Source organism: Deferrisoma camini S3R1 (assembly GCF_000526155.1).
GTDB classification, from domain to species: Bacteria; Desulfobacterota; Deferrisomatia; order Deferrisomatales; family Deferrisomataceae; genus Deferrisoma; species Deferrisoma camini.
In genome coordinates this window covers 2,876,941-2,903,856 of sequence record NZ_JAFN01000001.1, presented here as the reverse complement: position 1 = coordinate 2,903,856, position 26,916 = coordinate 2,876,941, and the positions used below count along the sequence as shown (strand labels likewise).

The following is a 26,916-nucleotide window of genomic DNA, read 5'->3' as shown; positions in this document are numbered from 1 at the left end:
CGGTCAATGGTCGGGGCCTTCGGCCCACTGGGCAGCTAGGCGGCCGGGCGGCTCTCGGGTTGCTGCCGAGCCCATGGAGGGGCAAGGGGCCTGCCGGAGAGCCGGGCGCGGCCCCTTAGCTCGCCGCGCAGCGCCTCTGACGCTCGGACCGCGAAATGGTTCGGATCCCACGGAGTTGCCATGAAACCAGCTCTCCTGACCCGTGCCTGCGCGGCGAATCTCGATGCCCGGCTTCGCGCCCGGCCGGAGGCAGGTCCCTTGTCCCCGTCCCCCGATGAAGCGTCCCTACCTTGTGGTCGAGTCAAAGGCGGCCCCACCTCATCCCTTGCCCGCGATCCGGGCGACCGCGTCGAGCACCTTGTCCAGCCCGTACTCGTCCGCCAGGGCCTCCAGGCCGATCTCCAGCTCGTCCGGCCCCTCCTCGCCCGCGGCCACCTCTTCCTCCCGCACCTCGTAGGTCAGCGCGTTCACCCGGCACACCGCCACGCACACCGGCTCCTCCAGCTCCGGCGTGGACTCGCACATGTCGCACTTCAGGGGGAGCTTGGAGTCCGGCTCGTAGAAGTAGTCGCGCGACGGACAGATGTTCCCGCAGAAGGCGCACTCGGGGTACTCCTTCCCCTGCAGCACGTAGGCGTGGCGGCCCGCACACTCCGCCGGGGTGTAGGCCACCGAGCGGATGGGAAAGTAGATGTCGTTCAGCTCGTCGAACACCACGCGGATCCGGGAGCGCGCCGGGTTCGCGCTGCTGTAGCGCGGCTTCGCGTGGAACGCCGAGCACGCCAGCTCGCACGCCCGGCACCCGATGCACTTGTCCGGATCCACCTTGATCGTCTTGATGATGCGTTTCTCCGTCATGGCTGACTCCGCTGCCAGCTGGGCGGCTTGGCGGCCAGGCCGCTAGGCGGCGACGAAGGAAAAAGTCGGTGCCGCCCCTTCACTACGCCGAAACATCCTGGAACACCGGCTCCCGGTCGTCCTCCGACAGGATCCCCCGCCGCACCAGGTCCTGGGCCACGTCGGCCAGCCCCAGCTTCTCCAGGGTTCCGATGGTCGGGATGCCGTCCTGGGTCCACCCCTTGAACGTGTAGTAGTCGCTCAGGACCTTCTGCTCCTTCTCCGGGTCGCGGATCTGCCAGTGGTCCTCCGGCGGGCGCTCGTCCTTGCGGCGCAGCCCCCGGCGCACGTTGATCGCCCGGATCAGGTTTCGGTTCCGTCGGGCCAGGTTCCAAAGCTCCTGGGGCGTGAGCTCGATCCCGGCGGCCGCCGCGATGAACTTGGGCAGGTTGTAGATGTGGTACGGCGGCTGCCCCCCGAACTGGCCCCGGAACGACGAGAGGAACGCGCACATCCCGATCGCGTCGTCGATGTAGTGCATGGTCTCGTTCCAGTCGCAGATGTGTACGGCCGCCTCCAGCGGGGGATGGGTCCGGGGCTCCCACTCCAGGTACCACTTCTTGAACCGCTCCGGCGCCGCCTCCCACCGCTTCACGAACTCCTCCCGCTCCTTCTTGTCCGCGATGGGCACCTGCGGGTACGAGCCCTCGATCTGAGTGATGTTCATCTTCTCGCCCGTCGCGTACATCAGGAAGTACGGGAAGTTGATCATCTTCAGCTTCAGGGGCACCTGCTCGAACTTCTTCATCGTGTTGTGGTCGTACTTTTCCGCGCCCCGCCCGATCTGCCGGGCCGCGTGGTACACCCCGTTCGCCAGGGCGTCGCCCACCCCCTCGCGCCGCACGATCTTCTCCAGCAGGTAGAAGAACCGGTCCCCGTTGTCCTCCGGGAAGCCCGGCAGGTCCTCGTCGGTCAGGATGCCCGCCTCGTACAGCTCCACCGCGAACGCCAGCACCTGGGGGGTGGAGAACCCGTCGAGCCCGTAGGCCTGGGTCTTCGCCAGGATCTGGTAGTTGAAGTCGATCTCCTTGTACGCCGCCATGGCGTAGGTCAGCTTGCTGTAGCACTTCTGGAAATAGGTCTCGTGGCCGGGCACCTTGATGGCCTGGTGGCAGTCTTTGGGGCAGTTGTAGCACCCGGTCCAGCGCAGCCGGACGCTCTCGCTGATCTTCTTCCAGCGCTCCTCGCGCTCCTTGTTCCAGAACCCCTTGATCCGCTTGCGGGCGTTGCCCCAGGCGAAGTTGTCCACGTGGAACTCTTCGTCGTCCTCGTGGGCCATGATGTCGCCCGTGAACGGGTTCTCGGAGATCGCCTTGAACATGTCGAGGGAGAGCTGAAAGATCTTCTCGGGCTTGGCCAGCTGCAGGTCCTGGGTGCCCCGCACCGCGATGGCCTTGAGCCGCTTGTCCCCCATCACCGCGCCCACGCCCCGCGAGGCGCTGGCGCTCGAGTGCTCGATGGTGGCCATGTACACCCGGTTCTCCCCGGCCAGGCCGATGGCCGCCACCTGGGCCTCGGGCACACCCAGCTCCTCGCGGATCAGCCGGGCGGTCTCCTGCGCCCCCTTGCCCCGCAGGTGGGTGGCGTCCCGGAGCTCCACCTTGTCGTTGTGGATCCACAGGTACACGAGGTCGGGGGCCTTGCCCCGGAACACGATCTGGTCGTAGCCGGCGTGCTTGAGCTCGGGGCCGAAGAACGCGCCGAAGATCGAATGGGCGTAGAGGCCCGTCTGGGGGGAGATGGTGTTCACCACGGTGCGGTTGGCGCCCGGCACCGGCGTGCCCACCAGCAGCCCGGCGGTGAAGATGAGCAGGTTCTCCGGGTCGAAGGCCTGCACCTCGGGCCCGACCCGGTCCCACAGGATCTTGGCGGCCGTGCCCTGGCCGCCGAGAAACATCTCGGTCCAAGAGGGGTCGGTGGGCACCTTCTGGATGCTTCCCCGGGTGAGGTCGATCTCCAGACGAAAGCCTGTTTCCGCGTACCGCATGGCACTCCCTCTTCGGTTTTCGATGCCGTGCTCTTTGGGGGCCCGGCCGGTGCGGTGATGTTGTCACCCCGGCGGGAACCGTCAAGCCGAAAACGGCTTTTTCCGGGCCCTTTCTCCGCTGCAATCCATATGCCAACCGGAAGGTTGATGCCGATTCCACAGAAGGGCGCTCAAGGCCCGAGGAGCTGGTAAAAGTTAACCGTTTTCCGGGTGAACTCTGATCGAATCCGGCCCTGCGGCGCGGGACAGAAAAGGCGCCGCACGCGGCGGCGCCTGGGAAGTTCCCTCAGGCCCCTGCGGGCCAGGAGCCAGAAGACAGACTTCAGAGGACAGGTTGCAATGTCGGATGCAGGAGCGTGCCCGTGGACTTTTCCTGTCTTCGGTCCGCTGAATTCTGGTTCCTGAAACTCATGCCCCCGGACTTTGGCGTAAGCCTGCACAACTGCCAGAAGATAAAAGAGGTTTTCAGCCTTCTAGCCTTCTAGCCTTTGAGCCGCCCAGCGGGCCGAAGGCCCCTGACCGACGACTGACGACCAACGACCGAAGTTACATGGAGAGGGGGCGGCCCGGGAGCTCACAGCTCCCGTTCCAGGTTGATGGTGCGCGACGGCGCAAACTGGTTGGTGCTGAAGAACCGGATCATTTGGTAGTCGTCCCAGTTGACCAGGGTGTTGATCTTCTGCACGCCGAGCTGCCGGAGGTGGTCGAGCAGCTCGTTGATCAGGGTCTGGCCCACCCCCAGCTTCTGGTAGTCGGGATCCACGCCGATCGTGTCGAGGGTGGCGCCCTCCTGGGAGATCCCGTACTGCCCGATGTACAGCTCCGCCATGACGAATCCGATGAGTTTCCCCTCCGCGGTCTCGGCGGCAAACGAGACGGGTAGATAGTCGGGGGTTCCGAAGAGCTTCTCGAACTTGGTCTCGTAGTACTGCCGTCGGGAGCTCCCGAGCACCTTCTGGTCGATCGCGACCACCGCGTCCAGATCGTCCTCCCGCAGGAACCGGGTCGTAAAGGAAACGTCGCTCATGGCTCCTCCTGTTCTCCCGTTGGGTTGCCGTGGATCGAGACGATGGGGGCATGAAGGCAGTGTGCCGCGAGGCCGAGACAATGCAAGGGCCCCCGATGCCAGTAACTTCGGTCGTTGGTCGTTAGTCGTTGGTCGTCGGTCGAAAGCTCGTCTCGACATCGGAGTCGGGGGGCATGGGGTCTGGTGGAGCGCCGGGCGCCTGGGGCCTACCTATCAGGGCTTCCGCTCGAAGGGGTAGCGGGGACCACGCGCTCGGCATGGGCGTACACGACGAACCCCTTGCCCTTGGCCCGGCCGATCAGGGTGACCCCCATGTCCCGGGCCCGGAGCACGGACTGGTGGGTGGGGACGCTGCGCGACATGACCACCGGGATCCCGGCCCGGCGGGCCTTGTGCAGGATCTCCGAGGAGGTCCGGCCCGAGCTGAGCAGGACGCAGGCGCCGAGGTCGGTGCCCTCGGCCAACCCGTGGCCGATGGCCTTGTCCACCGCGTTGTGCCGGCCCACGTCGTCGAACCAGGCCGTGGGCAGGGAGCCCGCCTCGCTGAGTGCGGCCGTGTGGATGCCCCGGGTCCGGCGGTACAGGGGGGAGGCGCCCTGCAACGCGGACGCGAGCCGGTCGATCTGGCGGCTGGTCACGGTCAGGGCCGTGGTCAGCGGCCTCCGGGCGGCCAGCTCGGCCACGTTGGCGAACATCACCCCCTTGCCGCACCCCGAGGTATAGACCCGCCTGTTCAGGAGCTCCACGTCCGGGTCCCGGCTCAGCTCACACTCGGCCACCCACCGCACCGGGTCCACCCGGCAGGCCCCCAGTTCCTCCTTCGACCGGATCACGCCTGCCGAGAACAGGAACCCGAGGACGAGGTGGGGGAGGTCCGTGGGGGTGCACATGAGGGTCGCCACCTCAGTGTCGTTGGCCACGATGGTGACCGGCACCTCGGTGGGAACGTTCACCTCCACGGGTGAGACGCCGTCGGCCGAGTACCGGGTGGCCTCCATCTCGACCACCGGTCCCAGTTCGTCGGTCTTGTTCATGGCGGTACTCCTGGCTCTCGCCGATGACGTCGCGTCAGTACAGGACCGGCAGCTCGAGGCTCAGGCGCTGGCTGGGCACGAACCCCATGTTTCCGAAGAACTTCAGCAGCCCGAAGTCCTTCCAGTCCACCAGGGTGTAGATCCGCTCGACCCCGGCGGCCTTCATGTTCGTCCGGAACTGATCGAACAGCGCGCCGCCGACCCCCCGGTCCTGGAACTCCGGGTCCACCCCCAGGGTGTCCACCACGGCCGAGCTCTCCGGGATCCCGAACTCACCCGAAAAGAGCGTGCCCATGAGGAACCCTACCACCCGGCCGTCCGCCTCGGCCACCAGCGAGGCGTTGATCTGCGTATCGTTCAAAGTGGCCACCTTGAAGCGGTACCGGTAGTACTCCTCCCGGAGCGTCCCGGTGATCTTCTCGTCGATCGCGACCACCGCGTCCAGGTCCTCGGGCTTCATCACCCGTACGATCACGCTCAGGCTCATCGCACCACCTTTTGGGCCTTCGGCCCGCGGGAAGACCGCTGGAAAGCTGGAAGGCTAGCCCGCATTATTCATGAAGCCTTCTGCTGCAACCGCCGATTGCACGCCATCTCGGGGCGTGCTCGCGCCTCGGGGCTCGACGTACCGTCCAGTACGCCTGCGCCCCTCGTTGCTGCGCTTGCCCCGACCTGACGCACACTCGACGGTTTCGCGACGAACGCTCATGAATAATGCGGGCTAGGAGGCTAGAAGGGTCGTCGGTCTCCGGTCCGCGGTCGTCGGTCTGGGCCCTTGGCCCGCTGGGAGGCCGTCACTCCTCGAGCTCCCGGGTGAGCACCACCTGGTAGCGGTTTGGGTCCGGGTCTCCGTCGAAGCACGCCGTACACGCCGCCCCCTCCTTCCCGCTGCCGCACACGGCCGCGGCCGGTAGCAGGCGCACCTCGTACCCCAGGGAGCGGTAGGTCTCCACGATCTCGCTGAGCCGGGGCTCGGACGCCACGCTGCGCCGCACCCACCCCGCCTGCTCGAGCTCTGCGGGGTCGGGGTGGGGAGGCCGGCCTCCGGCGGGGTCTCGATCGGTCATGGGGGAATCCTCGCGGCCTACCGGAGCTACCAGCTGTGGGTCATCGCGCCCCACGGGCAGGCGCGCACGCAGGGCAGGGGGGGGCGGTCGCCGGCCGGCTTGCACCCCGCGCATTCGTACTTGAGCCGCTTGCGCCGCCGGTCGTCCACGGCCACCACGGTCTCGCCGTAGGGGTCCTCCTCCACCGTGAACACCCCCCTCGGGCAGGCCGCCACGCAGGGCTTGCCGTCGCACCGGGCGCAGCGGTCCGTGTCGATGGTGATGAAGAACTCCCCTTCCGCGTCCTGATACCCGTAGTGGGCGATCACGTGTTTTCCTCCGGAAGGTGCCCGCGCGCTACGCCGCCTGCGGCTTCCCCTGTGCCTTCAGATAGAGGGCGTGGGCGAACAGGGCCGCTCCCAGGGCTCCGGCGATCTGGGTGTCGTAGGAGGTGGGCAGGGCCTTCACGCCGATGATCTCCTCGATCCGGCGCACCACCCCGATGTTCTTGGAGATGCCGCCGGTGATGAAGAACTCCGGCTCCACCCCCACCCGCTGCAGCAGCGCCGCCACCCGCTCGGCCATGGCACGGCAGTACGCCGCGATGACCTTGTTCTTGCTCCACCCGTCCTTGAGCCGCGCCATGGCCTCGCTCTTGGCGAACACCACGCACACGTCCGAGACCGCCGCCGGCTCCTCGTCGATGTCGAACGAGCGGGGCCCGAGCTCCTCGATCGGCACCTCCAGCAGGTCGGCGATCACCTCCATGCCCCGACCGGTGCCGGCCGCGCACTTGTCGTTCATGAGAAAGTTGGTCACCTTGCCCCGCTCGTCCACCCGGATGGCCTTGCAGTCCTGGCCCCCCATGTCGAGGATGGTCCGCACCGACGGCCCGCCCATGTAGTTGGCTCCCCGGCCGTGGCACGCGATCTCGGTGATGGCCTTGTGGGCGAACGGCAGGTTGACCCGGCCGTAGCCCGTGCCGACCACGTAGTGGATGTCGTCGAACCGAAGGCCCGTGCGCTCGAACACCCCCTTCATGGCGTTCTCGGCCGACTCCACCGATCCGGCCGCCGTGCGCACCGTGTTGAATGCGTAGAGCTCCCCGTCCAGGCACACCACGGCCTCGGAGCTCACGCTTCCCACGTCGATCCCCAGGGTGACGACCCGGGCGTCCTTCCAGTGCCGGTCCGGGTCGGCCCACGAGCCCTCTGCCCAGCGCCAGTACTCCTGCCGGAGAGCCATCATCATGGCCGTCCTCCCGGCGCGGCGCCCGCCCGGTCGGCCGCCACCAGGGCCGCCCCCAGCGCGTCCGCCAGCTCGGGTCGGTCGGGAATGAGGAGGGTCTCCACCTCAAGGTTCTCCTTCAGGCATTTCACGAACCCGGGGTTGCGGGCCATGCCGCCGAGCAGGACCACCTCGCCCTCCAGCTTCACCCGCCGCACCATGGCCGCCACCCTCGAGGCGATGGCGTCGTGCACGGCCCGGGCGATGTCCTTCGGATCGACCCCGGAGTGGATGAGGTTGACCACCTCGCTCTCGGCGAACACCGTGCACTGGGCGTTCATCGGGATGCGGGCCGTGCTCTGGGTGCTCCTCACCGCGAACTCCTCCAGGGTCATGCCCAGGGCCCGGGCCATCGACTCGGTGAAGCTCCCGGACCCGGCGGCGCACTTCTCGTTCACGGCCGAGTCCAGCACCCTGCCGGCGCCGTCGGTCTTGACCGCCCGGCTCTCCTCGGCCCCCACCTCCACTACCGTCCTGGCTCCGGGAAACAGGTGATTGGCCGCGCGCGCGCCCGCGGTGACGCCCGTCACGGTGGAGTGGGCGAATGCCACGGCGGTGCGGCCGGCGCCGGTGGCCGTGATGTGGGTCAGGTCCGCGGTGGCGCATCCAGCGGCTCGGACGGCCTGCTTCAGCAGCTCCGTGGCCCGGGCCAGCTGCTCGAACCCCCCGCTGCCCACGGCTTCTCCGGCGATCCGGCCGTCGCGCAGCACGACCGCTTTGATGTTCTTGCTGCCCACGTCGATCCCGGCGGTGATCATGGCGATCTCCGAGTGTGGGTACGATGGTCGGGGGTCCCCGGATGCCTCCGCGGTTCCCCGGATCCGACGGCAACGCAAGGGGCGTGCCAACCCCGGCAGGGGGGTGGGGGGGGAGGGGCTGGGGGCCCGGGGGAACCGCAGGGCCTCCGTGGGGGTCCGGGGTGGGGCCGTCCGTCGATGAATGTCCACCGACGAAACGGTGAAAAATCAGCGGTTTCCGGCCCGATTGGAGGCCCCGTGCGGGATCACCCGAAGATGTTCTTGCCGTAGAAGATCTCGGTGATCTCCCGCTCCAGCAGGGCCCGGATGTGGCGCCGCTCGTCCGGGGGCCGGTCCTCGGCCGCGTCCCCGAACAGGAACCGGTCGAGCTCCAGGTCCCGGAGCATCATCTTCGTGTGGAAGAGGTTCTCCTGGTAGATGTTGATGTCCACCGTATGGTACTCGGCCAGGATCTCCGGGTCGATGAACTCCTGGATCGAGCGGATGTCGTGATCCAGAAAGTGCTTCCGGCCGTCCACGTCCCGGGTGAACCCCCGCACCCGGTAGTCGATCACCACCACCTCGGACTCGAAGCTGCGGATCAGGTGGTTCAGGGCCTTCAAAGGCGAGATCTGGCCGCAGGTGCTCACATCGATGTCCACCCGGAAGGTGGAGATGCCGCTGGACCCGTCGGACTCGGGGTAGGTATGGGCCGCCAGGTGGCTCTTGTCCAGGTGGGCCACCTGGGCCTGTGGCGCCGGGATCTGCACCGGCTCCTCCGCCACCAGCACGGTCACCGAGGCGCCCATGGGGTCGTAGTCCTGGCTGGCCAGGTTCAGGATGTTGGCGCCGATGATGTCCGCCACCTCGGTGAGGATCCGGGTGAGGCGCTCGGAGTTGTACTCCTCGTCGATGTACTCCAGGTACTCGCGCCGGGCCTCCGGGCTTCGGGCGTAGGAGATGTCGTAGATGTTGAACGACAGGCTCTTGGTCAGGTTGTTGAAACCTTGCAGTCTGATGGGACCCGCGGCTCGCTTCACGGGCGTCCCTCCCGTGGGTCAGCCTCCTCTTTCGAGGCGGCGGAGTTGGGCCTCGGACAGGCCCAGGTAGTGGCCGATCTCGTGGACGAGGGTGTCGCGGACGACCTCCTCCACCGGCACGCCCCAGGCGGCGGCGTAGCGTTCGATGGGGCCCTGGAACAGGACGATCCGGTCCGGCAGTCGGGCCACGATGTCGTGGGTCCGCTCCGACAGGGGCCAGCCCTGGTACAGTCCCAGCAGCCCGTCCCGCTCACGGATCCCCATCTCCGCGAGGGTCTGGGGGTCGGGCCAGTCCTCCACCCAGATCGTCACGTTGTCGATGCGGTCCAGCAGGGCCCGGGGCAGGGCGGCCAGCTGATCTTCTGCGATCTGTTCGAATCGTCTGCGGTCCATGGCTCGTCCGGCGAAACGGCGAAGTTTATGGAGCCGGCTCGCTCGGGTCAAACGTTTTTTCCGCTAGGACGCTAGGACGCTAGGAGGCTTGAAAACCTCCAGGATTCCATCACGTTCTAGCGTTCCGTTTCGCGAAAACGTATGCGGATTGCTTCGGTGGGGCTGGGGGCTCCGACGAAGCGCGACGGCCGAGCAGCCTGGGCCGCCCGGCGCCAGGGGAGCGGCCGCGGCGCGTGCTCTCACGCGCCGCAGCGGACCGCGCCGAGGCGGCCCCTGCGAGGCCGTTCAGCGAAGGAGGGGCCCCCAGCCCCACCCCCTGGAGTACTACGAGATTTAGGAAACGCTACGCTAGCCCCCCGCTTCCGTTCCCCACGAGCCTGGGCTACCATGTCGCCCCGGCCCGGCGACCGGAAACCGACGACCCAAATAGCCACGGCTTTGCGGCCAACGACCAACGACCGACGACCAACGACCGAAAACCGAAGTTACCCGAAACCGCTGGGAGCCAGAGAAGGTTTTCGGCCTCCTGGCCTCCCAGCTTCCTAGCGTTCCAGCCTTCTAGCGTTCCAGCTTTCCAGCGGGCCGAAGGCCCAAAAAGGAGGTTCCCCCATGAGCCGAGCGCTGGTTCGAATCGTCGCGGTCCTGGGCCTTTTCTCGCTTTGGGCCTGCGCCCCCAAGGCGGTGATCCTCAATCCCGGGCCGGTGCCGATGGAGGCCCAGCCGGGGTGGAGCGACACCCCGGCCGCGTGGTCGTTCTGGGTCCGGCAGGTGCGGGACGCCCGGCCGCCGGAACGGGCCGGGCAGCGGGTGGGGGTGCTGTACACCCGGTTCGAAAAGACCCCCCAGGACGCCTTTCTGGAAGCCGACCCCGCGGCCTACGTGGCCCAGGAGCTGCGCCGATACCTGCTCCACCGGGGTTTGGAGGCCTCGTCCCAGGGCAAGGCCCGCATCTACCTGGACCTGGAGCTGCGGGAGTTCTCCCTCGAAGAGGTGCCCGGCACGGTGATGGACGAGATCCGGGTGCGGGTGGCCTACGCCGTGTCGTTCGTGGACCGGGACGGCAACGTGCTCTCCAAGGTGAAGGTGGAGGCCGAGAACCAGGTGAAGTCCCCGGGCAACACGGCCCGCCGGGCGGAGGCCGCCTTTCGGGAGGCCCTGATGGACACCTTCCGGGCGCTGGCCCAGAGCGAGGAGTTCCGAAAGGTGGTGGCCCGGCTCGGGGGATGAGGACGCCGGTCGGGCTGCGCGTCCGGGCCTACGAACGGGCGGGCCGGGCCCTGCAGGGGTTCTTCTCGGCGTGGACCTCGGCGTTCTGCGCCCGGTGCGTCGAGGTGACCCGGCTGGCCCACCCCCGCCTTCCGGCCGCGGACGTCGAGGTGCTCGAGGGAGTGTTTGCGGGGTGCTGCCAGGCGGGGGTGGCCGACGGGTACTGGATCCCGGGCCTCGGCGACGAGGGCCGGTTTCCCCCGGAGGTGGTCGAGGCCCTGGAACGGGCCCGGCGGCATCTGTGCGCGCGCCGTCCCGTGCCCCCCCGGTTCCGGGTCCGCGAGCGCCGGACCGGCCGGGTGGCCACGGGGGTGGGGTGCGCATACCTCTCCCCGAACGGGTGTGTGCTGGGGCCCTGGAGGGCCCCCTTGTGCTTTGGGTTCCTGTGCTCGGGGCCGGCCCGGGCCCTGGCCGAGGCGTTGGGCCTGCCCGAGCCCGCGGGCGACACGGACGACTTCGCGGGAGCTCGGGGTGTGTTCGCCGCGGTGGTGTTCGGCGATCCGCAGGAGGCCGAGGGGGCCGTGTCCGGTCTGGAACAAAGATTGCAGGGGTGGCACGCGGCCCTGGAGCGGAGGTTCGGCACCGGCGAGGGGCTGTACCGCTGGTGGCGGGCGGGGGAGAGCCGGGGTTCTTGACAAGCTTGTGATCGTTTTCATACGCTGCGGGCCGCCCGCCCTCCGGGGGAGGGGCCGGTCTCGTTCGATTTCGTTACTGTTTTGTTTGGTTTGCTGAAAAAGGTGGGCCGATGGCAGCACTGGGACTGCTCTTCCTCAGCGCCGTGCTCGTGAACAATTTCGTTTTGGCGCGGTTCCTGGGGATCTGCCCCTTCCTGGGGGTGTCCAAGCGCACCGAGACCGCGGTGGGCATGAGCCTGGCGGTCCTGTTCGTCATGACCGTGGCCGGCGTGGTCACCTGGTTCCTCCAGACCCTGGTCCTGGTGCCCCTGCGCCTCGAGTACCTCCAGACCATCGCGTTCATCCTGGTCATCGCCGCCCTGGTGCAGCTGGTGGAGATGGTGGTCCAGTACGCGAGCCCGGCGCTCCACCAGGCCTTGGGCATCTTCCTTCCCCTGATCACCACCAACTGCGCCGTGCTGGGCCTGGCCGTGCTCAACGTGCAGAAGGGCCACGGGTTCCTGGAGACCGTGGTGTTCAGCGTGGGCGCGTCCCTTGGGTTCGGCCTGGCCCTCGTCCTCTTCTCCGGCATGCGCGAGCGGATCGCGGTGGCCGACGTGCCCAAGGCGTTCCAGGGCACGGCCGTGGCCCTGGTGACCGCGGGCCTTCTCTCCCTGGCGTTCCTGGGGTTCGCCGGCCTGGTGAAGCAGTGAGGGTGCCGTGATTCCCGCGGTCGGTGTGCTGGGGCTGCTGGGGCTGCTGGCCGCCCTGGGGCTGGCGGTGGCGAGCCTGCGGTTCCGGGTCGAGGTGGATCCCCGGGTGGAGCAGATCGAGGGCGTTCTGCCCGGGGTGAACTGCGGGGCCTGCGGGTACGCGGGATGCTCGGCCCTGGCCCAGGCGTTGGTAGAGGGCGAGGCGGCGCCCACGGCCTGCATCCCGGGGGGGGGCGACGTGGCCCAGGCCGTGGCCGGGATCCTCGGGGTGGACGCGGGCGAGACGGTGCAGCGGGTGGCCGTGGTCCACTGCAAGGGGTCCCCGGACGTGGCTCCCGACCGGGGCCGGTACGCGGGCATCCCGGACTGCCGGGCGGCCGCCCTGGTGGGCGGGGGGCCCAAGCGGTGCGACTACGGCTGCATGGGACTGGGGAGCTGCGAGCGGGCCTGCCCCTTCGACGCGATCCACGTGGGGCCCGACCGGCTGGCCCACGTGGATCGCGAGAAGTGCACCGGGTGCGGCGCCTGCGTCGAGGCGTGCCCGAAGCGGATCATCGATCTCGTTCCGGCCGACCGGCTCGTGTACATCCGGTGCACGAACCCCCACCGGGGCAAGGCGGTCAAGGCCGTGTGCTCGGTGGGGTGCATCGGGTGCCGCCGGTGCGAGAAGACCTGCCCCTTCGGGGCCATCTCCATGGATCGGGACCTGGCCCGGATCGATCCGGAGAAGTGCACCTCGTGCGGGCTGTGCGCCACCGTGTGCCCCACCTCCACCATCGACGACCTGGTGGAGGTGCGCCACCGGGCCCGGATCGACGAGGACGCCTGCATCGGCTGCACCAAGTGCGCCAAGGTCTGCCCGGTGGACGCGATCGCGGGGGAGCGTAAGCAGCCCCACCGGGTGGACCCCGAGAAGTGCATCGCCTGCTCCCAGTGCATGGAGTCCTGCCCGGTGAACGCGATCCATGAGGGTGAGCCCCTGGTGCGGGGGCAGGGGGAGGCGGCGTGATGGCGGCCCGCACGTTCCCGCTGGGCGGCGTGCACCCGCCGGACCAGAAGCACCTCTCGGCGGCCAAGCCGGTGGAGCCGGCCCCGTTGCCGGACCTGCTGGTGGTGCCCCTGAGCCAGCACATCGGCGCGCCGGCCCGGCCGGTGGTGAAAAAAGGGGACCGGGTCCTGGCCGGTCAGGCGATCGGCGAGGCCGTGGGGTTCGTGTCGGTGCCGGTGCACGCGCCCACCTCGGGCAAGGTGCTCCGGGTGGAGCCGGCACCCCATCCCCTGGGGCCTCCCCAGCCTGCGGTGATCATCGAGCCCGACGGCGACGACCGGTGGGCCGACGACCTGGAGCCCCTGACCGATCCCCACGGGGCCGACCCCGACGAGATCCGGCAGCGGATCCAGGCCGCCGGCATCGTGGGCATGGGCGGGGCCACGTTCCCGACCCACGTGAAGCTTTCGCCTCCGCCCGAGGTCAAGATCGACACGGTGATCCTCAACGGGGTGGAGTGCGAGCCCTACCTCACGGCGGACCACCGGCTGATGCTGGAGGAGCCCGACCGGATCCTGGCGGGGCTGAGGGTCATCCTGTCGGTGTTCGGGCTGGACAAGGGCTACATCGGCATCGAGGAGAACAAGCCCGACGCCATCGAGCTGCTCGGCCGGAAGGCCCGGGAGCAGGGGTTCGCCGAGGTGGTGCCGCTGGCGGTCAAGTACCCCCAGGGCGCGGAGAAGCAGCTCATCAAGGCGATCACCGGCCGCGAGGTGCCCTCGGGCCAGCTGCCCATGGCCGTGGGCGCGGTGGTGCAGAACGTGGGCACCGCGGCCGCCATCTGGGACGCGGTGTCGGTCGGCCGCCCCTTGGTGGAGCGGATCACCACCGTGACCGGTGAGGGCGTGGCCGAGCCCCGGAACCTGAGGGTGCGCATCGGCACGCCGGTGCGGCACCTGATCGAGCTGGCCGGCGGCCTGCGCGGCGAGCCGGGCAAGCTGATCCTGGGCGGGCCGATGATGGGCATCGCCCACCACGACCCGGACGTGCCGGCGGTCAAGGGCACCTCGGGGGTGCTCCTGCTGCCCCGGGACCGGGTGCGTACCGCCCCGGAGGGGCCGTGCATCCGGTGCGGCCGGTGCGTGGACGCCTGCCCCATGGGGCTCGCGCCCACCACCCTGCGCACCCTGATCGCCCACGAGATGGTGGCCGAGGCGGACGAGTGGAACGCCCTGGACTGCATCGAGTGCGGGTCGTGCTCGTTCGTATGCCCGGCGGCGATCCCGCTCGTGCAGGCGATCCGGTACGCCAAGGGCCGCGTCATGGCCCGGCGCCGCAAGGGGGGGTAGGGGGAGGCTAGAAAGCTAGAAAGCTGGAAGGCTGGGAGGCGAGAAAACCTCCCGAATGTATCCGAAACCATTCACCATTCACGATTCACCATTCACGGTTTACGATTTCCGACTCACGACGTACGACCTTTGCATTGGACGCTGACACCGTGACCAACCCCAACGACCCCAAGTGGATCCTGTCCTCGTCGCCCCACGTGTTCCAGGGCGACACCACCGCCCGGATCATGTGGCAGGTGGTGGCGGCGCTGACACCGGCCGTGGTGTGGGGGGTGTACGCGTTCGGGTGGCGGGCCGCCTGGGTGATCGGTTGGTGCGTGGCCGGGGCCGCAGCCGCCGAGTCGGGGGCCCTGCGGCTGCGCGGCCGACCCAACGCCCTGGCCGACGGCTCCGCCGTGCTCACGGGGCTGCTGCTGGGCATGAACCTGCCGGCCACGAGCCCCTGGTGGATGGCCCTCCTGGGGGGGGTGGTGGCGATCGGGCTCGGCAAGCAGGTGTTCGGGGGGCTGGGCCAGAACCCGTTCAACCCGGCCCTGGTGGCCCGGGTGTTCCTGCTGATCTCGTTCCCGGTGGCCATGACCAACTGGGCCGTGCCGGGCGGCGCCCTGGCCGACGCCGTGACCGCTGCGACCCCCCTGGGCGCGGCCAAGACCGCCGTGGCCACCCACGGCGCCCTGGGCGATGCCTTGGCCGGCATCCCGTGGTGGAAGCTGTTCGTGGGGCTCCAGCCGGGGAGCCTCGGCGAGGTGTCGGAGCTGCTCCTCCTCGTGGGCGCGGCCTACCTGCTCTGGAAGCGGATCATCCCCTGGGACATCCCGGTGGCGTTCCTGGGAACCCTGGTGCTCGTCACCGGCGCGGCCTGGCTCGGGGCCCCGGCCAAGGTGGTGCCCCCGTGGTTCCACCTGGTCACCGGCGGGGCGGTGCTGGGGGCGTGCTACATGGCCACCGACATGGTCACGAGCCCCCTGACGGCCCGGGGACGGTGGGCGTTCGGGGTGGGATGCGGGCTCCTGACCGCGGTGATCCGGCTGTGGGGAGGCTATCCCGAGGGGGTGAGCTTCGCGATCCTCCTCATGAACGCGACGGTGCCCCTGATCGACCGGTTCACGAAGCCTCGGAAGTTCGGTTGGGTGCCCGACGCGAAAGGGGCGGCGTCATGAGGGACATGGCGCGGATGGTGCTGGTGCTCACCACGGTGTGCGTGGTGGCGGCCCTGGGCCTGGCCAAGGTGTACGACCTGACCGAGGAGCCGATCCGCCAGGCCCTGCGCGAGGAGCTGCTCCGGGGCGTGCGGGCCGTGCTGCCCCCCTTCGACAACGCCCCGGACCAGGACGCCCGGGTGGTGAACGGCCGCACGTACTACGTGGGCCGCAAGGGCGGCCGGGTCGTGGGCGCCGCGTTCGAGGCGGCCTCGCCCGAGGGGTACGGGGGATGGATCCGGGCCCTGGTGGGGGTGGACCGGGAGGGCCGGGTCACCGGCGTGGTGATCCTGCAGCACGCCGAGACCCCCGGGCTGGGGGCCAAGGCCGCGGACCCGGGGTACCTGGCCCAGTTCCGGGGGAAGAGCCTCCGGAGCGCCAACTGGGCCGTGAAGAAGGACGGGGGGGACTTCGACCAGATCACCGGCGCCACGATCACGCCCCGGGCCCTGGTCAAAGCCATCCGCGAGGCCCTGGAGGCGTTCGAGGCCGCGAAGTCCCAGATCTTCACGCCCGGAGGAGAGGGATGAAGATGGGCTCCCAGCGGGAACGTCCCATGAGCGCACAGAAGCCCGGCTCCCTGTTCTTCGAGTTCTGGAAGGGCATCGCCAGCGAGAACCCGGTGTTCCGGCTGGTGCTGGGCATGTGTCCGACCCTGGCCGTGACCACGGAGGCCGTGAACGGCATCGGCATGGGGCTCGCCACCACGTTCGTGCTCCTGTGCTCGAACGCGGTGGTCAGCCTGATCCGGTCCGTCATCCCGGCCAAGGTGCGGATCCCGGCCTACATCGTGGTGATCGCCTCGTTCGTGACCGTGGTGGACCTGGTGATGAACGCCTACGCCCACGAGCTCCACAAGGCCCTGGGCGTGTTCATCCCCCTGATCGTGGTGAACTGCATCATCCTGGGCCGGGCCGAGGCGTTCGCCTCCAAGCACGGGGTGGCCGCTTCGGTGGCCGACGGCCTGGGCATGGGCCTGGGGTTCACCCTGAGCCTCACCCTACTCGGCAGCGTGCGCGAGATCCTGGGCAACGGCACCTGGTTCGGGCTGCCGCTGGTGGGCCCCGGGTTCTCGCCCGTGATCGTGATGATCCTGCCGCCGGGCGCGTTCATCACGCTGGGTCTCCTGCTCGCCGGCATGAACCGGTGGGGGGAGTTGCGGGGGCGGAAGGCCTAGCAAAATCGTCGGGGTTCTACACGGTTACGCCGCTTTGTTCCGAACCAACGGCGGTTTGTCCTTGACATCGCGAAAACCGGCCGAGTAGCATACCGCGCGGCTTGTTCCAGGCGTTCACAAAGTGAGGCGAGCCCGGGGGCTTCCCGGGGCCCAGGGAGGATGGGATGCTCCAAAACTACGTTCCGATCCTGATCCTGTTCCTGTTGGCGGCCGGCTTCGGGCTCGGCATGGTGCTCATGTCGGCCATGCTGGGGCCGCGGCGGCCCGACTCGGAGAAGCTGTCCACCTACGAGTGCGGCATGACCGTGGACCCGGGGGCCCGCCGGCCGTTCGACGTCAAGTACTACCTGGTGGCCATGGTGTTCCTGGTGTTCGACGTCGAGGTGGTGTTCCTGTACCCGTGGGCCGTGAAGTTCAAGGCCCTGGGGCTCTTCGGGTTCGTCGAGATGCTCGTGTTCCTGTTCATCCTCCTGGTGGGGTACGCGTACATCTGGAGGAAAGGAGTGCTGGAATGGGAGTAGAGACCAAGCTGCCCCCGGTTCTGGTGACGAACCTGGAGAAGCTGGTGGGCTGGGCCCGGAAGAACTCCATCTGGCCCGCCACCTTCGGGCTGGCCTGCTGCGCCCTGGAGATGATGGTGGCCTCCTCGGCCTCCTACGACATCGCCCGGTTCGGCGCCGAGGTGTTCCGGCCCTCCCCCCGCCAGTCCGACCTGATGATCGTGGCCGGCACGGTCACCAAGAAGATGGCCGCCATGGTCCAGAAGATCTACCGCCAGATGCCCGACCCCAAGTGGGTCATCGCCTACGGCACCTGCGCCTGCTCCGGCGGCATCTTCAACGTGTACAACACGGTCCAGGGGGTGGACCAGTTCCTGCCCGTGGACGTGTACGTGCCCGGGTGCCCGCCCCGGCCGGAACAGCTCCTGGCGGCGCTGATCAAGCTGCAGGACAAGATCGCCCAGGAGAAGTTCTCGGACCGCCCCGACACCGCCGCGGCCGCCGGCTAGCGCGCGCAATCCCTATCGAGAGGGGCTGCCATGAGCGACCTCAACGCCATCGTGGACATCCTGAAAGGTGAGTTCGGCGACGCCGTCCTCGGCCACCACGAGTTCCGGGGCCAGACGAGCGTGGTGGTGGCCAAGGACCGGATCGCGGACGTGGCCACGTTCTGCCGCGACGACGGGCGGCTGGGGTTCAACATGCTCACCGACCTCACCGCCGTGGACCGCACCCCCCGCACCCCGCGGTTCGAGGTGATCTACAACCTCTACTCGTTCCCCCACAACCGGCGGCTGCGCCTGAAGGCCCCGGTGGAGGAGAACGACACCATTCCCACGGTGGAGGGGGTCTGGAAGGCCGCCAACTGGCTGGAGCGCGAGGTGTACGACCTGTTCGGCATCGTGTTCGACGGCCACTCCGACCTGCGGCGCATCCTGCTCTGGGACGGGTACGTGGGGCATCCCCTCCGGAAGGACTACCCGTTGGAGGGCATTCCCCAGAAGGTGGTCTACCGCTAGGGCCGACCGCCCGAACCCGAGGCGCCCGTCACCCCCGGAGGTCGAGATGTCGGAAACCAAGAATATGATCGTGAACATGGGCCCCCAGCACCCGGCCACCCACGGCGTGCTCCGGGTGGTCCTTGAGCTGGACGGCGAGACCGTGGTCCGGGCGATCCCCCATCTGGGGCACCTGCACCGGGGGCTCGAGAAGCTCGCCGAGACCAAGACCTACCACCAGGCCCTGACCCTGACGGACCGGATGGACTACACCGGGGCCCTGATCAACAACCTGGGGTACTGCCTGGCGGTGGAGAAGCTCCTGGGCATCGAGGACCAGATCCCCGAGCGGGCCACCGTGCTGCGGGTCTGCCTGGCCGAGCTCCAGCGGATCGCGGGCCACCTGCTGTGGCTCGGCACCCACGCCCTCGACATCGGCGCCATGACGGTCCTCTTCTACACCTTCCGCGAGCGTGAGACCGTCATCGACATGCTCGAGGACGTGACCGGCGCCCGGCTCACCCCCAGCTTCGTCCGGATCGGGGGCCTCGCCGCCGACGCCCCGCCGGTGTTCTTCGAGAAGGCCCGGGCCTTCGTCAAGGAGTTCCCCTCCCGGGTGGACGAGTACGAGCTCCTTCTCACCAAGAACAAGATCTGGCGCAACCGCACCGAAGGGATCGGGATCATCAGCCAGGAGGAGTGCATCCAGTACTCCATCACCGGGCCGGTGCTCCGGGCCGCGGGCGTCAAGTGGGACCTGCGCAAGGTCCAGCCCTACTGCGGGTACGACACCTACGACTTCGAGATCCCCACCGGCACGGTGGGCGACGTGTACGAGCGCTACCTGGTGCGGCTGGCCGAGATGCGCCAGTCGATCCGGATCGTGGAGCAGGCCCTCGACCGGATGCCCGAGGGGCCGGTCATGGCCGACGTGCCCGAGATCACGCCCCCGCCCAAGGAGACCGTGTACGAGGACATCGGGTGCCTGATCCGGCACTTCAAGCTGATGAGCGGGGGGTTCAAGGCGCCCGAGGGCGACGTGTACATGAGCGTCGAGGCCACCAAGGGCGAGCTCGGGTACTACCTGGTGTCGGACGGAAGCGAGAAACCCTACCGGTTCCGGGTCCGGCCGCCGTGCTTCATCAACCTCCAGGCCCTCGAGGAGATGATCAAGGGCCGGATGGTGGCCGACGTGATCGCGGTGATCGGTTCCCTGGACATCGTGCTCGGCGAGATCGACCGCTGAGCCGGGCGAGGAGAGGGGTTCATGGGTGATCGGATCTTTTCGAGTTGGGGCGGCCAGGTTGTGGACAGCCGCCAGGGCACGGCCAAGGGTGCCGACGACGTCCCGGTTCCCCGGTCCCTTCCCTCGGGCACGCCGCTGCTGGGCCTGATGGGATGGGACGGCCTGGCCGTGTGGGACGGCCGGGCGAACCCCATCGACATGGCCCGGGCCTACGCCGAGGGGCTGGTGCGGTACTCCTGCGGCCAGTGCGTGCCGTGCCGGGTGGGGAGCAAGGTGATCCACGACGCCCTGGCCCGGGTGTGCGACGGCCGGGGCGAGCCCGGCGACGTGGCCACGGTGGAGCGGCTGGCCGAGCGGCTGCGCAACCAGGCCATGTGCGACCTGGGCCGGTCCTGCGGCAAGGCCTTCACGGACTTCGTGACCCACTTCCGGGCCGAGCTGGACGAGGCGATCGGGAAGAAGGCCAAGGTGCCCCGGGGCGAGTACCGGCTCAAGGTGACCGCGCCGTGCAAGAGCGCCTGCCCGGCCCACCTGGACATCCCCACCTACGTGGAGCTGATCAAGAAGGGCCGGTTCGAGGACAGCCTCGAGGTGATCCGCCAGGACAACTGCCTGCCGGGCACGGTGGGCCGGGTGTGCGTGCGGCCCTGCGAGTTCAACTGCCGCCGCCAGAACGTGGACGGGCCCGTCCAGATCAAGTACCTGAAGCGGTTCGTGGCCGACTACGAGCTCGACCGCAACCGCCCGCCCCGGCTGCCCAAGCCCACGCCCGACAAGGAGAAGGTGGCGATCGTGGGCGCCGGTCCGGCGGGGCTCTCCTGCGCCTACTACCTGGCCCAGCTCGGCTACGACGTGACCGTGTTCGAGGCCCTGCCCGAGCCGGGCGGCATGGCCGCGGTGGGCATCCCCGACTACCGGCTGCCCCGCTGGATCCTGCGGCGCGAGGCGGACCTGATCGCCGACCTGGGGGTCACCGTCCGGTACAACACCGAGGTGGGCCGCGACGTGACCTGGGACGACCTGGTCAAGGGCGGGTTCAAGGCCGTGTTCCTGGCGGTGGGGGCCCGGCTGGGCACGGGCCTGCGGGCGCCGGGCGAGGAGGACGCCAAGGAAGGGTTCATGCGGGGCGCCGACTTCCTGCGGGACGTGGCCCTGGGCAAGCCGGTGTTCGTGGGCAAGCGGCTGGTGGTGGTGGGCGGCGGCAACGTGGCCATCGACTGCGTGCGCACGGGCCTGCGGGTGGGCTACGAGAAGGTGACCCTGGTGTACCGCCGGACCGAGGCCGAGATGCCGGCCGACAAGGTGGAGATCGCCGACGCCAAAGCCGAGGGCATCGAGTTCCTGTTCCTCCACAACCCCACCCGGCTCGTGCTGGACGACAACGGCAAGGTGAAGGGGGTGGAGCTGATCAAGATGGAGCTGGGCGAGCCCGACGAGTCGGGCCGGCGCCGGCCGGTGCCCATCGAGGGCAGCGAGTTCGTGCTGGAGACCGACGCCGTGATCCCGGCCATCGGCCAGGCCATCGACCTGGGGTTCCTGCCCGAGGACGCCCCGGTCAAGGCCGACCGACGCAACCAGATCCAGGTGCAGGGCCTGAACAAGCTGGCCGCCGTGGTGGACGGGGTGGGGGTGTTCTCGGCCGGCGACTGCGTCACCGGGCCCCTGACCCTGATCGCGGGGCTGGCCGGCGGCAAGGAGGCCGCGTTCCAGATCGACCGGTTCCTCCGGGAGGAGCGCACCGAGCCCCTGGAGGAGTGGGTCATGAACGAGTACGTGGCCCAGCTCAAGCCCTACGATCCGGCCGAGGACGTGGGCGTGCCCGCCACCACCGAGCCGGCCCACATCCACCACGTGCCGGTGGAGGAGCGGATCCAGGACTTCCGGGAGGCCGAGATCGGGTTCACCCACGAGGAGGCCATCGCCGACGCGAGCCGGTGCCTGCGGTGCTACCGGCTGCTCCTGGTGGCCCCGGAGCCGGAAGGGCGGGGGCTAGAGACTGGAAACTAGAGACTAGAAACTAGAAAAACCGGGGGGGCAGACCTTTAGTGGGGGCTCCACCAGGCCCCTTCGGGGCCGCACAACAGGGAAGGGGAAGGTCGCCCTGGTCTAGAGCGTTGTCGGCGGAGGGCTAGGGGCCTGCGTTTCAGGAAGCAGGAGTCGGTGGACAGAAGACAGGGGAAAACCGATCCGGTGGTTCTCCTGTCTACTGTCCTCTGAATTCTGGCCCCTGATACCGCCACGCCCGGCGCTCCACCAGGCCCCTAGCCCCCCGGACCTTGGGGTCGGGGCTCAAAAGCTGCCCGGCCGCCTAGCCGCCCAGCCGCCTGGCGGGCCGAAGGCCCGAAGTTACTGGGAAGCCGCCCTGCGGCCCAGCTGGTTTCGAAGAGGGGAAGCCCATGATCAACGTGACGATCGACGGTGTCCGGGTCGAGGTCCCCAAGGGGGCCACGATCCTGGAGGCGGCGCAGGAGGCGGGGATCCGGATCCCCACCCTGTGCTACCTCAAGAAGCTCTCCCCCATCGGCTCGTGCCGGATGTGCGTGGTGGAGGTGGAGGGCTGCACCAAACCCGTGACCGCCTGCGACACCCCCGCGGGCGACGGCATGGTGGTGACCACCGACTCCGAGGAGCTGCGCGAGATGCGCCGCGACGTGCTGCGGCTCCTGCTGGTGCGCCACCCCCTGGACTGCCCCGTGTGCGACAAGGGCGGGGAGTGCGACCTGCAGGACCTGGTGTACGAGTTCGGGGTCACGGCCGAGTCGTACCGCACCGAGCCGTTCGAGCGGGACGTGCCCCGGTACGTGTCGCCGTTCATCCGGCAGTGGCCCGACCGGTGCGTGCTGTGCGGCCGGTGCGTCCGGGCCTGCAAGGAGGTCAAGGGCGTCGGCTGCATCCAGATCGTGGACAACGGGTTCTACTCGTACATCGGGCCGGTGCCCGGGGTGGAGTGCATCTCCTGCGGCGAGTGCCTGAGCGTGTGCCCGGTGGGGGCCCTCACCGACAGCGTGCACCCCACCAAAGCCCGGATCTGGCAGGCCGAGCGGGTGCCCACCACCTGCGGCTACTGCGGCGTGGGCTGCCAGCTCGAGCTGAACGTGCTGAACGGCGAGGTCATCCGGGTCACCACCACCGATTTCGACAAGGCCCCCAACTTCGGGAGCCTGTGCGTGAAGGGCCGGTTCGGCTGGGAGTTCGTCAACCACCCCGACCGGCTGGAGAAGCCGCTGGTCCGCAAGGACGGCGAGCTCAAGGAGGCGACCTGGGACGAGGCCCTGGGCCTGGTGGCCCAGAGGCTCCAGCAGATCAAGGACGAGCACGGCGCCGACGCCATCGGCGGGTTCACGAGCGCCCGGTGCACCAACGAGGAGAACTACCTCTTCCAGAAGTTCATGCGCGCGGTGATCGGCACCAACAACGTCGATCACTGCGCACGTCTCTGACACAGCGCCACGGTGGCCGGTCTGGCCACAAGCTTCGGTTCCGGCGCCATGACCAACTCCATCGCCTGCGTGGATAAGGCGCAGGCCTTCCTGGTCATCGGCTCCAACACCACCGAAAACCACCCGATCATCGGCGACCGGGTCAAGCGGGCCGTGACCCAGCGGGGCGCCGGGCTCGTGGTGATCGATCCCCGCCGCATCGAGCTGGCCGAGTACGCCAACGTGTTCCTCCAGGTGAAGCCGGGCCACAACATCCCGGTGATCCTGGGCATGATGCACGTGATCCTGAAGGAGAATCTCCACGCTCCGGATTACATCGCCGAGCGGTGCGAGGGGTTCGAGGAGTTCGCCGCCTCCCTGGAGGCCTACTCCCCGGAGAAGGTCCAGGAGATCACCGGGGTGGACGCCGACCTGATCCGCAAGGCGGCCCGGGTCTATGCCGGGGCCAAGCCCGCCTCGATCCTCTACGCCATGGGCGTCACCCAGCACACCCAGGGCACCGACGCGGTCAAGTGCCTGGCCAACCTGGCCATGCTCACGGGCAACGTGGGCGTGGAGGGCGGCGGGGTGAACCCCCTGCGGGGCCAGAACAACGTGCAGGGCGCCTGCGACATGGGTGGGCTGCCCAACGTGGTCACCGGGTACCAGAAGGTGGGCGACGACGAGGCTATGGCCAAGTTCGACGAGGCCTGGGGCCGGAAGGTGCCCCGGGAGCCGGGCCTCACCCTCACCGAGATGGGTCATGCCGCGCTGGAGGGCAAGATCCGGGCCCTGTACGTCATGGGCGAGAACCCCATGATCACCGACCCGGACCTGCATCACATCGAGAAGGCCCTGGACAACCTGGACTTCCTGGTGGTGCAGGACATCTTCCTCACCGAGACCGCGGCCAAGGCCGACGTGGTCCTGCCGGCCTGCTCGTTCGCCGAGAAGGACGGCACCTTCACCAACACCGAGCGCAAGGTCCAGCGGGTGCGGGCCGCGCTGGCGCCCCGGGGCGAGTCCAAGCCCGACTGGCAGATCGTGCAGGAGCTCTCCACCAAGATGGGCTACCCCATGAGCTACGCCCATCCCCGGGAGATCTTCGAGGAGATCGCCTCCCTCACCCCCAGCTACGCCGGCATCGACTACGACCGGATCGAGCGCGAGGGCATCCCCTGGCCGTGCCCCGACAAGGACCACCCCGGCACCCCGGTGCTCCACGTGGAGAGGTTCGCCCGGGGCAAGGGCCTGTTCCACGTGGTGGAGTACAAGGGATCGGCCGAGGAGGCGGACGACGAGTACCCGCTCGTCCTGACCACCGGCCGCGAGCACCCCCACTATCACTCCGGCTCCATGACCCGGCGGTGCGGACGCATCAACGACTGCTTCCCCGAGGGGTTCCTCGAGATGCACCCGGCCGACGCCGAGCGGCTGGGCCTGCGCACCGGCGACCCGGTGCGGGTGACCAGCCGGCGGGGCGAGATCACCACCAAGGTGAAGGTGGTGGAGCGGCCGGCGCCGGGCACGGTGTTCCTGAGTTTCCACTACAGCGAGTCGCCGGTGAACGTGCTCACGAACCCGGCCACCTGCCCGGTGGCCAAGATCCCCGAGTACAAGGTGACCGCGGTTCGGGTGGAGAAGGCCTAGGTTCGGCGGAGCGGCGGGCCCCCAGGGCCCGGGTTCCGCAGGGAGACGACCATGCTGGACTTCCTGATCGAAAGCATCCTCAAGGTGCTGGTGGTGTTCGGGGTGCTTCTGTTCGTGGTGGCCTACACCACGTGGCTGGAGCGCCGGGTGCTGGGACGGATCCAGGTCCGCCACGGCCCCAACCGGGTCGGCCCCCAGGGGCTGCTGCAGCCCCTGGCCGACGGCCTCAAGGGGTTCTTCAAGGAGGACATCGTCCCGGCCAACGCGGACAAGATCGTGTACGTGCTGGCCCCGGTCCTGTCGATCGTGCCGGCCCTGATGATCGTGGCCGTGATCCCGTTCGGCGACTCGTTCCAGCTGTTCGGCCGGGAGATCACCATGCGGATCACCGACGTGAACGTGGCCCTGCTGTACATCCTGGGGCTGGCCGGCCTCGGGGAGTACGGGGTCATGCTGGGCGGGTGGGCCTCGAACAACCGCTACGGGCTCCTGGGGTCGCTGCGCACCGCGGCCCAGATGATCAGCTACGAGCTGGCGCTGGGGCTCACGCTGATCAGCGTGATCATGGTGAGCGGCAGCCTGTCGCTGGTGGAGATCGTGAACACCCAGACCGTGTGGTGGAACGCCTTCAAGCAGCCGCTGGCGTTCTTCCTGTTCCTCATCTGCGGGCTGGCCGAGATCAACCGGACCCCGTTCGACATGCCCGAGGCCGAGGCCGAGCTGGCCTGCGGGTTCAACATCGAGTACTCCAGCATGAAGTTCGCCATGTTCTTCATGGCCGAGTACGCCCACCTGATCTCCCTGGCCATGATCATCACCTGCCTGTTCCTGGGCGGCTGGTACCTGCCGTTCGGCATCCCCACCCCGGGGCTGCTGAAGTTCCCGGTGTTCCTGGCCAAGGTGTTCGTGCTGGTGTTCTTCTTCATCTGGGAGCGGGGCACGTTTCCCCGGCTCCGGTACGACCAGATCATGCGCCTGGGGTGGAAGTGGCTCATGCCCCTGGCCCTGGCCAACATCTTCGTGACCGGTGTGGTGGTCACGGCGGTGGCCTAAGCTCGGACAAGGAGTCAAGCCCATGGCCGTCATCACCCCGCTCCTCAAGGGGCTCGCGTTCACCCTGAAGCGGTTCTTCTCGAAGCCGATCACCTACCAGTACCCCGAGCAGAAGCGCGAACCGTCCGAGCGCTGGCGGGGCCTGCACCGGCTCAAGACCGAGAACGGCCAGCTCAAGTGCGTGGCCTGCGGCCTGTGCGAGGCCGTGTGCCCGGCCAAGGTCATCACGGTCGAGGCCAAGGAGACCCCGGACGGCCGGCGGTTCCCCAACCGGTTCGTGGTGGAGGTGACCCGGTGCATCTTCTGCGGGTACTGCCAGGAGGCGTGTCCCAAGGACGCGATCGAGCTGACCCGCAACTACGAGTTCTGCGGATACACCCGGGAGGAGTTCCACATGACCCGGGACGTTCTGGCCCGCAACTGACGGAGGGCGTCCGATGACGCTAGCGATCTTCTTCGTGTTCGCCGCCTTTGCCGTGCTGGGCGGGATCGGGGTGCTCCTGGCCCGCAACCCGATCCACAGCGCCCTGAGCCTGGTGGGCACCATGGTGAGCCTGGCCGGGATCTACCTGCTGCACCACGCCGAGTTCATCTTCGCGATCCAGCTCATGGTCTACGCCGGCGCGATCATGACCCTGATCGTGTTCGTGATCATGCTGCTCGACGTGCGCCACGAGGAGGCCGAGACCGAGCGCCTGGGCTTCGCAAAGGTGTTCGGCATGGTGATGGCCGGCCTGATGGTGGTGGTGCTGCTGGTGCCCCTGGGGGCGGGGCTCACCGGGAAGGCCGGCGGCATGACGGAAGAGGTGTTGGCCCGGGTGGGCAGCGTGGAGTTCCTGTCGGAGAAGCTGTTCACGACCTACCTGCTGCCGTTCGAGATCGCCTCGGTGCTCCTGCTGGTGGGGCTGGTGGGGGCCGTGGCGCTGGCGAAGAAGCGGCTCTAGTTCCGGACCGCGGGCCGGACCCGGCCCCGAAGCGGTGGAGGACGAGGGATGATTCCGTTCGAGTATTCCATGGGGCTTTCGGCCGTGCTGTTCGGGCTCGGCGTGGTGGGGGTGCTGGTGCGGCGAAACGTGATCGTGCTGCTCATGTGCGTGGAGCTCATGCTCAACGCCGTGAACCTGGCCTTCGTCACGGTGGCCGACCACCTCAACAGCGTCGAGGGGCTGCTGTACGTGTTCTTCGTGATGACCGTGGCCGCGGCCGAGGCCGCGGTGGGGCTGGCCATCGTGGTGTCCCTGTACCGGGCCCGCCGGGCCGTCCACGCCGACGAGATCAGCCTGCTCAAGGGCTGAA

At 68.7% G+C, this 26,916-nt stretch carries 29 protein-coding genes; 18 read left to right on the top strand and 11 right to left on the bottom strand.

The window, feature by feature from the left end:
• Window positions 1-318 precede the first annotated feature (318 nt).
• The 11 genes from DEFCA_RS0112780 to DEFCA_RS0112730 all read right to left on the bottom strand — a co-directional run bounded on the left by DEFCA_RS0112780 (window position 319) and on the right by DEFCA_RS0112730 (window position 9,448).
• Complete coding sequence (locus tag DEFCA_RS0112780; RefSeq protein WP_025323415.1) at window positions 319-858, bottom strand: 4Fe-4S binding protein; 540 nt, start codon at window positions 856-858, stop codon at window positions 319-321.
• Window positions 859-940: 82 nt separating this feature from the next.
• Window positions 941-2,884 (bottom strand): aldehyde ferredoxin oxidoreductase N-terminal domain-containing protein, encoded by a 1,944-nt coding sequence (locus tag DEFCA_RS0112775; protein WP_025323414.1) that lies wholly within the window; start codon window positions 2,882-2,884, stop codon window positions 941-943.
• A gap of 574 nt (window positions 2,885-3,458) precedes the next feature.
• Window positions 3,459-3,911, bottom strand: a complete 453-nt coding sequence (locus DEFCA_RS0112770) for a GNAT family N-acetyltransferase (RefSeq protein WP_025323413.1) — start codon at window positions 3,909-3,911, stop codon at window positions 3,459-3,461.
• Window positions 3,912-4,117: 206 nt separating this feature from the next.
• Window positions 4,118-4,945 carry a formate dehydrogenase accessory sulfurtransferase FdhD gene (gene fdhD / locus DEFCA_RS0112765; RefSeq protein ID WP_025323412.1) on the bottom strand — a complete coding sequence of 276 codons (828 nt, stop codon included), beginning with the start codon at window positions 4,943-4,945 and terminating at the stop codon, window positions 4,118-4,120.
• A gap of 34 nt (window positions 4,946-4,979) precedes the next feature.
• Window positions 4,980-5,432: a GNAT family N-acetyltransferase gene (locus tag DEFCA_RS0112760; protein WP_025323411.1), complete on the bottom strand. Its 453-nt coding sequence runs from the start codon at window positions 5,430-5,432 to the stop codon at window positions 4,980-4,982.
• Between the two features lie 307 nt (window positions 5,433-5,739).
• The gene (locus DEFCA_RS0112755; RefSeq protein ID WP_025323410.1) at window positions 5,740-6,012 is read right to left on the bottom strand and encodes a hypothetical protein; all 273 of its coding nucleotides are present in this window, start codon (window positions 6,010-6,012) and stop codon (window positions 5,740-5,742) included.
• Window positions 6,013-6,038: 26 nt separating this feature from the next.
• Window positions 6,039-6,320, bottom strand: a complete 282-nt coding sequence (locus DEFCA_RS0112750; protein WP_025323409.1) for a 4Fe-4S dicluster domain-containing protein — start codon at window positions 6,318-6,320, stop codon at window positions 6,039-6,041.
• 28 nt (window positions 6,321-6,348) lie between these two features.
• Window positions 6,349-7,242 carry a benzoyl-CoA reductase, bzd-type, subunit Q gene (gene bzdQ / locus DEFCA_RS0112745; protein WP_025323408.1) on the bottom strand — a complete coding sequence of 298 codons (894 nt, stop codon included), beginning with the start codon at window positions 7,240-7,242 and terminating at the stop codon, window positions 6,349-6,351.
• Window positions 7,239-8,036 (bottom strand): acyl-CoA dehydratase activase, encoded by a 798-nt coding sequence (locus DEFCA_RS0112740; RefSeq protein ID WP_025323407.1) that lies wholly within the window; start codon window positions 8,034-8,036, stop codon window positions 7,239-7,241. The genes bzdQ and DEFCA_RS0112740 overlap by 4 nt, the downstream gene beginning before the upstream one ends.
• A gap of 245 nt (window positions 8,037-8,281) precedes the next feature.
• A complete protein-coding gene (gene speD, locus DEFCA_RS0112735; RefSeq protein ID WP_025323406.1) occupies window positions 8,282-9,055 on the bottom strand; it encodes an adenosylmethionine decarboxylase in 774 nt (257 codons plus the stop codon).
• An 18-nt stretch (window positions 9,056-9,073) separates the two neighbouring features.
• Entirely contained in the window at window positions 9,074-9,448 is a 375-nt protein-coding gene (locus DEFCA_RS0112730; protein ID WP_025323405.1) for a metallopeptidase family protein, read from the bottom strand.
• A gap of 609 nt (window positions 9,449-10,057) precedes the next feature.
• On the opposite strand from DEFCA_RS0112730, the gene DEFCA_RS0112725 reads away from it, so the two are divergent.
• The 18 genes from DEFCA_RS0112725 to nuoK all read left to right on the top strand — a co-directional run bounded on the left by DEFCA_RS0112725 (window position 10,058) and on the right by nuoK (window position 26,915).
• Window positions 10,058-10,675, top strand: coding sequence for a hypothetical protein (locus DEFCA_RS0112725; RefSeq protein WP_025323404.1), 618 nt, complete (start codon window positions 10,058-10,060; stop codon window positions 10,673-10,675).
• Complete coding sequence (locus DEFCA_RS22310) at window positions 10,672-11,349, top strand: hypothetical protein (RefSeq protein ID WP_025323403.1); 678 nt, start codon at window positions 10,672-10,674, stop codon at window positions 11,347-11,349. Before DEFCA_RS0112725 ends, DEFCA_RS22310 begins: the two co-directional genes overlap by 4 nt.
• 110 nt (window positions 11,350-11,459) lie before the next feature.
• Window positions 11,460-12,041, top strand: coding sequence for an electron transport complex subunit RsxA (rsxA, locus tag DEFCA_RS0112715; protein WP_025323402.1), 582 nt, complete (start codon window positions 11,460-11,462; stop codon window positions 12,039-12,041).
• A 7-nt stretch (window positions 12,042-12,048) separates the two neighbouring features.
• Window positions 12,049-13,050 carry an RnfABCDGE type electron transport complex subunit B gene (locus tag DEFCA_RS0112710; RefSeq protein WP_025323401.1) on the top strand — a complete coding sequence of 334 codons (1,002 nt, stop codon included), beginning with the start codon at window positions 12,049-12,051 and terminating at the stop codon, window positions 13,048-13,050.
• A complete protein-coding gene (rsxC, locus tag DEFCA_RS0112705) occupies window positions 13,050-14,378 on the top strand; it encodes an electron transport complex subunit RsxC (RefSeq protein ID WP_025323400.1) in 1,329 nt (442 codons plus the stop codon). Before DEFCA_RS0112710 ends, rsxC begins: the two co-directional genes overlap by 1 nt.
• A 149-nt stretch (window positions 14,379-14,527) precedes the next feature.
• Window positions 14,528-15,538 carry an RnfABCDGE type electron transport complex subunit D gene (locus DEFCA_RS0112700; protein WP_245693477.1) on the top strand — a complete coding sequence of 337 codons (1,011 nt, stop codon included), beginning with the start codon at window positions 14,528-14,530 and terminating at the stop codon, window positions 15,536-15,538.
• Window positions 15,535-16,107 (top strand): RnfABCDGE type electron transport complex subunit G, encoded by a 573-nt coding sequence (locus DEFCA_RS0112695; protein WP_025323398.1) that lies wholly within the window; start codon window positions 15,535-15,537, stop codon window positions 16,105-16,107. Before DEFCA_RS0112700 ends, DEFCA_RS0112695 begins: the two co-directional genes overlap by 4 nt.
• A gap of 26 nt (window positions 16,108-16,133) precedes the next feature.
• A complete protein-coding gene (gene rsxE / locus DEFCA_RS0112690) occupies window positions 16,134-16,754 on the top strand; it encodes an electron transport complex subunit RsxE (protein WP_029734029.1) in 621 nt (206 codons plus the stop codon).
• A 164-nt stretch (window positions 16,755-16,918) separates the two neighbouring features.
• Window positions 16,919-17,275, top strand: a complete 357-nt coding sequence (locus tag DEFCA_RS0112685; RefSeq protein WP_025323396.1) for an NADH-quinone oxidoreductase subunit A — start codon at window positions 16,919-16,921, stop codon at window positions 17,273-17,275.
• Window positions 17,266-17,763 (top strand): NADH-quinone oxidoreductase subunit B, encoded by a 498-nt coding sequence (locus DEFCA_RS0112680; RefSeq protein WP_025323395.1) that lies wholly within the window; start codon window positions 17,266-17,268, stop codon window positions 17,761-17,763. Before DEFCA_RS0112685 ends, DEFCA_RS0112680 begins: the two co-directional genes overlap by 10 nt.
• 30 nt (window positions 17,764-17,793) lie before the next feature.
• The gene (locus tag DEFCA_RS0112675) at window positions 17,794-18,273 is read left to right on the top strand and encodes an NADH-quinone oxidoreductase subunit C (protein ID WP_029734028.1); all 480 of its coding nucleotides are present in this window, start codon (window positions 17,794-17,796) and stop codon (window positions 18,271-18,273) included.
• Between the two features lie 46 nt (window positions 18,274-18,319).
• The gene (nuoD, locus tag DEFCA_RS0112670; RefSeq protein WP_025323394.1) at window positions 18,320-19,498 is read left to right on the top strand and encodes an NADH dehydrogenase (quinone) subunit D; all 1,179 of its coding nucleotides are present in this window, start codon (window positions 18,320-18,322) and stop codon (window positions 19,496-19,498) included.
• Between the two features lie 21 nt (window positions 19,499-19,519).
• A complete protein-coding gene (locus DEFCA_RS0112665) occupies window positions 19,520-21,505 on the top strand; it encodes an FAD-dependent oxidoreductase (RefSeq protein WP_025323393.1) in 1,986 nt (661 codons plus the stop codon).
• A gap of 389 nt (window positions 21,506-21,894) precedes the next feature.
• Window positions 21,895-24,567 carry a formate dehydrogenase subunit alpha gene (gene fdhF / locus DEFCA_RS21585; RefSeq protein WP_084319174.1) on the top strand — a complete coding sequence of 891 codons (2,673 nt, stop codon included), beginning with the start codon at window positions 21,895-21,897 and terminating at the stop codon, window positions 24,565-24,567.
• A gap of 51 nt (window positions 24,568-24,618) precedes the next feature.
• Window positions 24,619-25,620, top strand: coding sequence for an NADH-quinone oxidoreductase subunit NuoH (gene nuoH, locus DEFCA_RS0112650; RefSeq protein WP_025323390.1), 1,002 nt, complete (start codon window positions 24,619-24,621; stop codon window positions 25,618-25,620).
• A gap of 22 nt (window positions 25,621-25,642) precedes the next feature.
• Entirely contained in the window at window positions 25,643-26,044 is a 402-nt protein-coding gene (gene nuoI, locus DEFCA_RS0112645; protein ID WP_025323389.1) for an NADH-quinone oxidoreductase subunit NuoI, read from the top strand.
• Between the two features lie 13 nt (window positions 26,045-26,057).
• Complete coding sequence (locus DEFCA_RS0112640) at window positions 26,058-26,564, top strand: NADH-quinone oxidoreductase subunit J family protein (protein WP_025323388.1); 507 nt, start codon at window positions 26,058-26,060, stop codon at window positions 26,562-26,564.
• 48 nt (window positions 26,565-26,612) lie between these two features.
• A complete protein-coding gene (gene nuoK, locus DEFCA_RS0112635; RefSeq protein ID WP_025323387.1) occupies window positions 26,613-26,915 on the top strand; it encodes an NADH-quinone oxidoreductase subunit NuoK in 303 nt (100 codons plus the stop codon).
• Window position 26,916 lies beyond the last annotated feature (1 nt).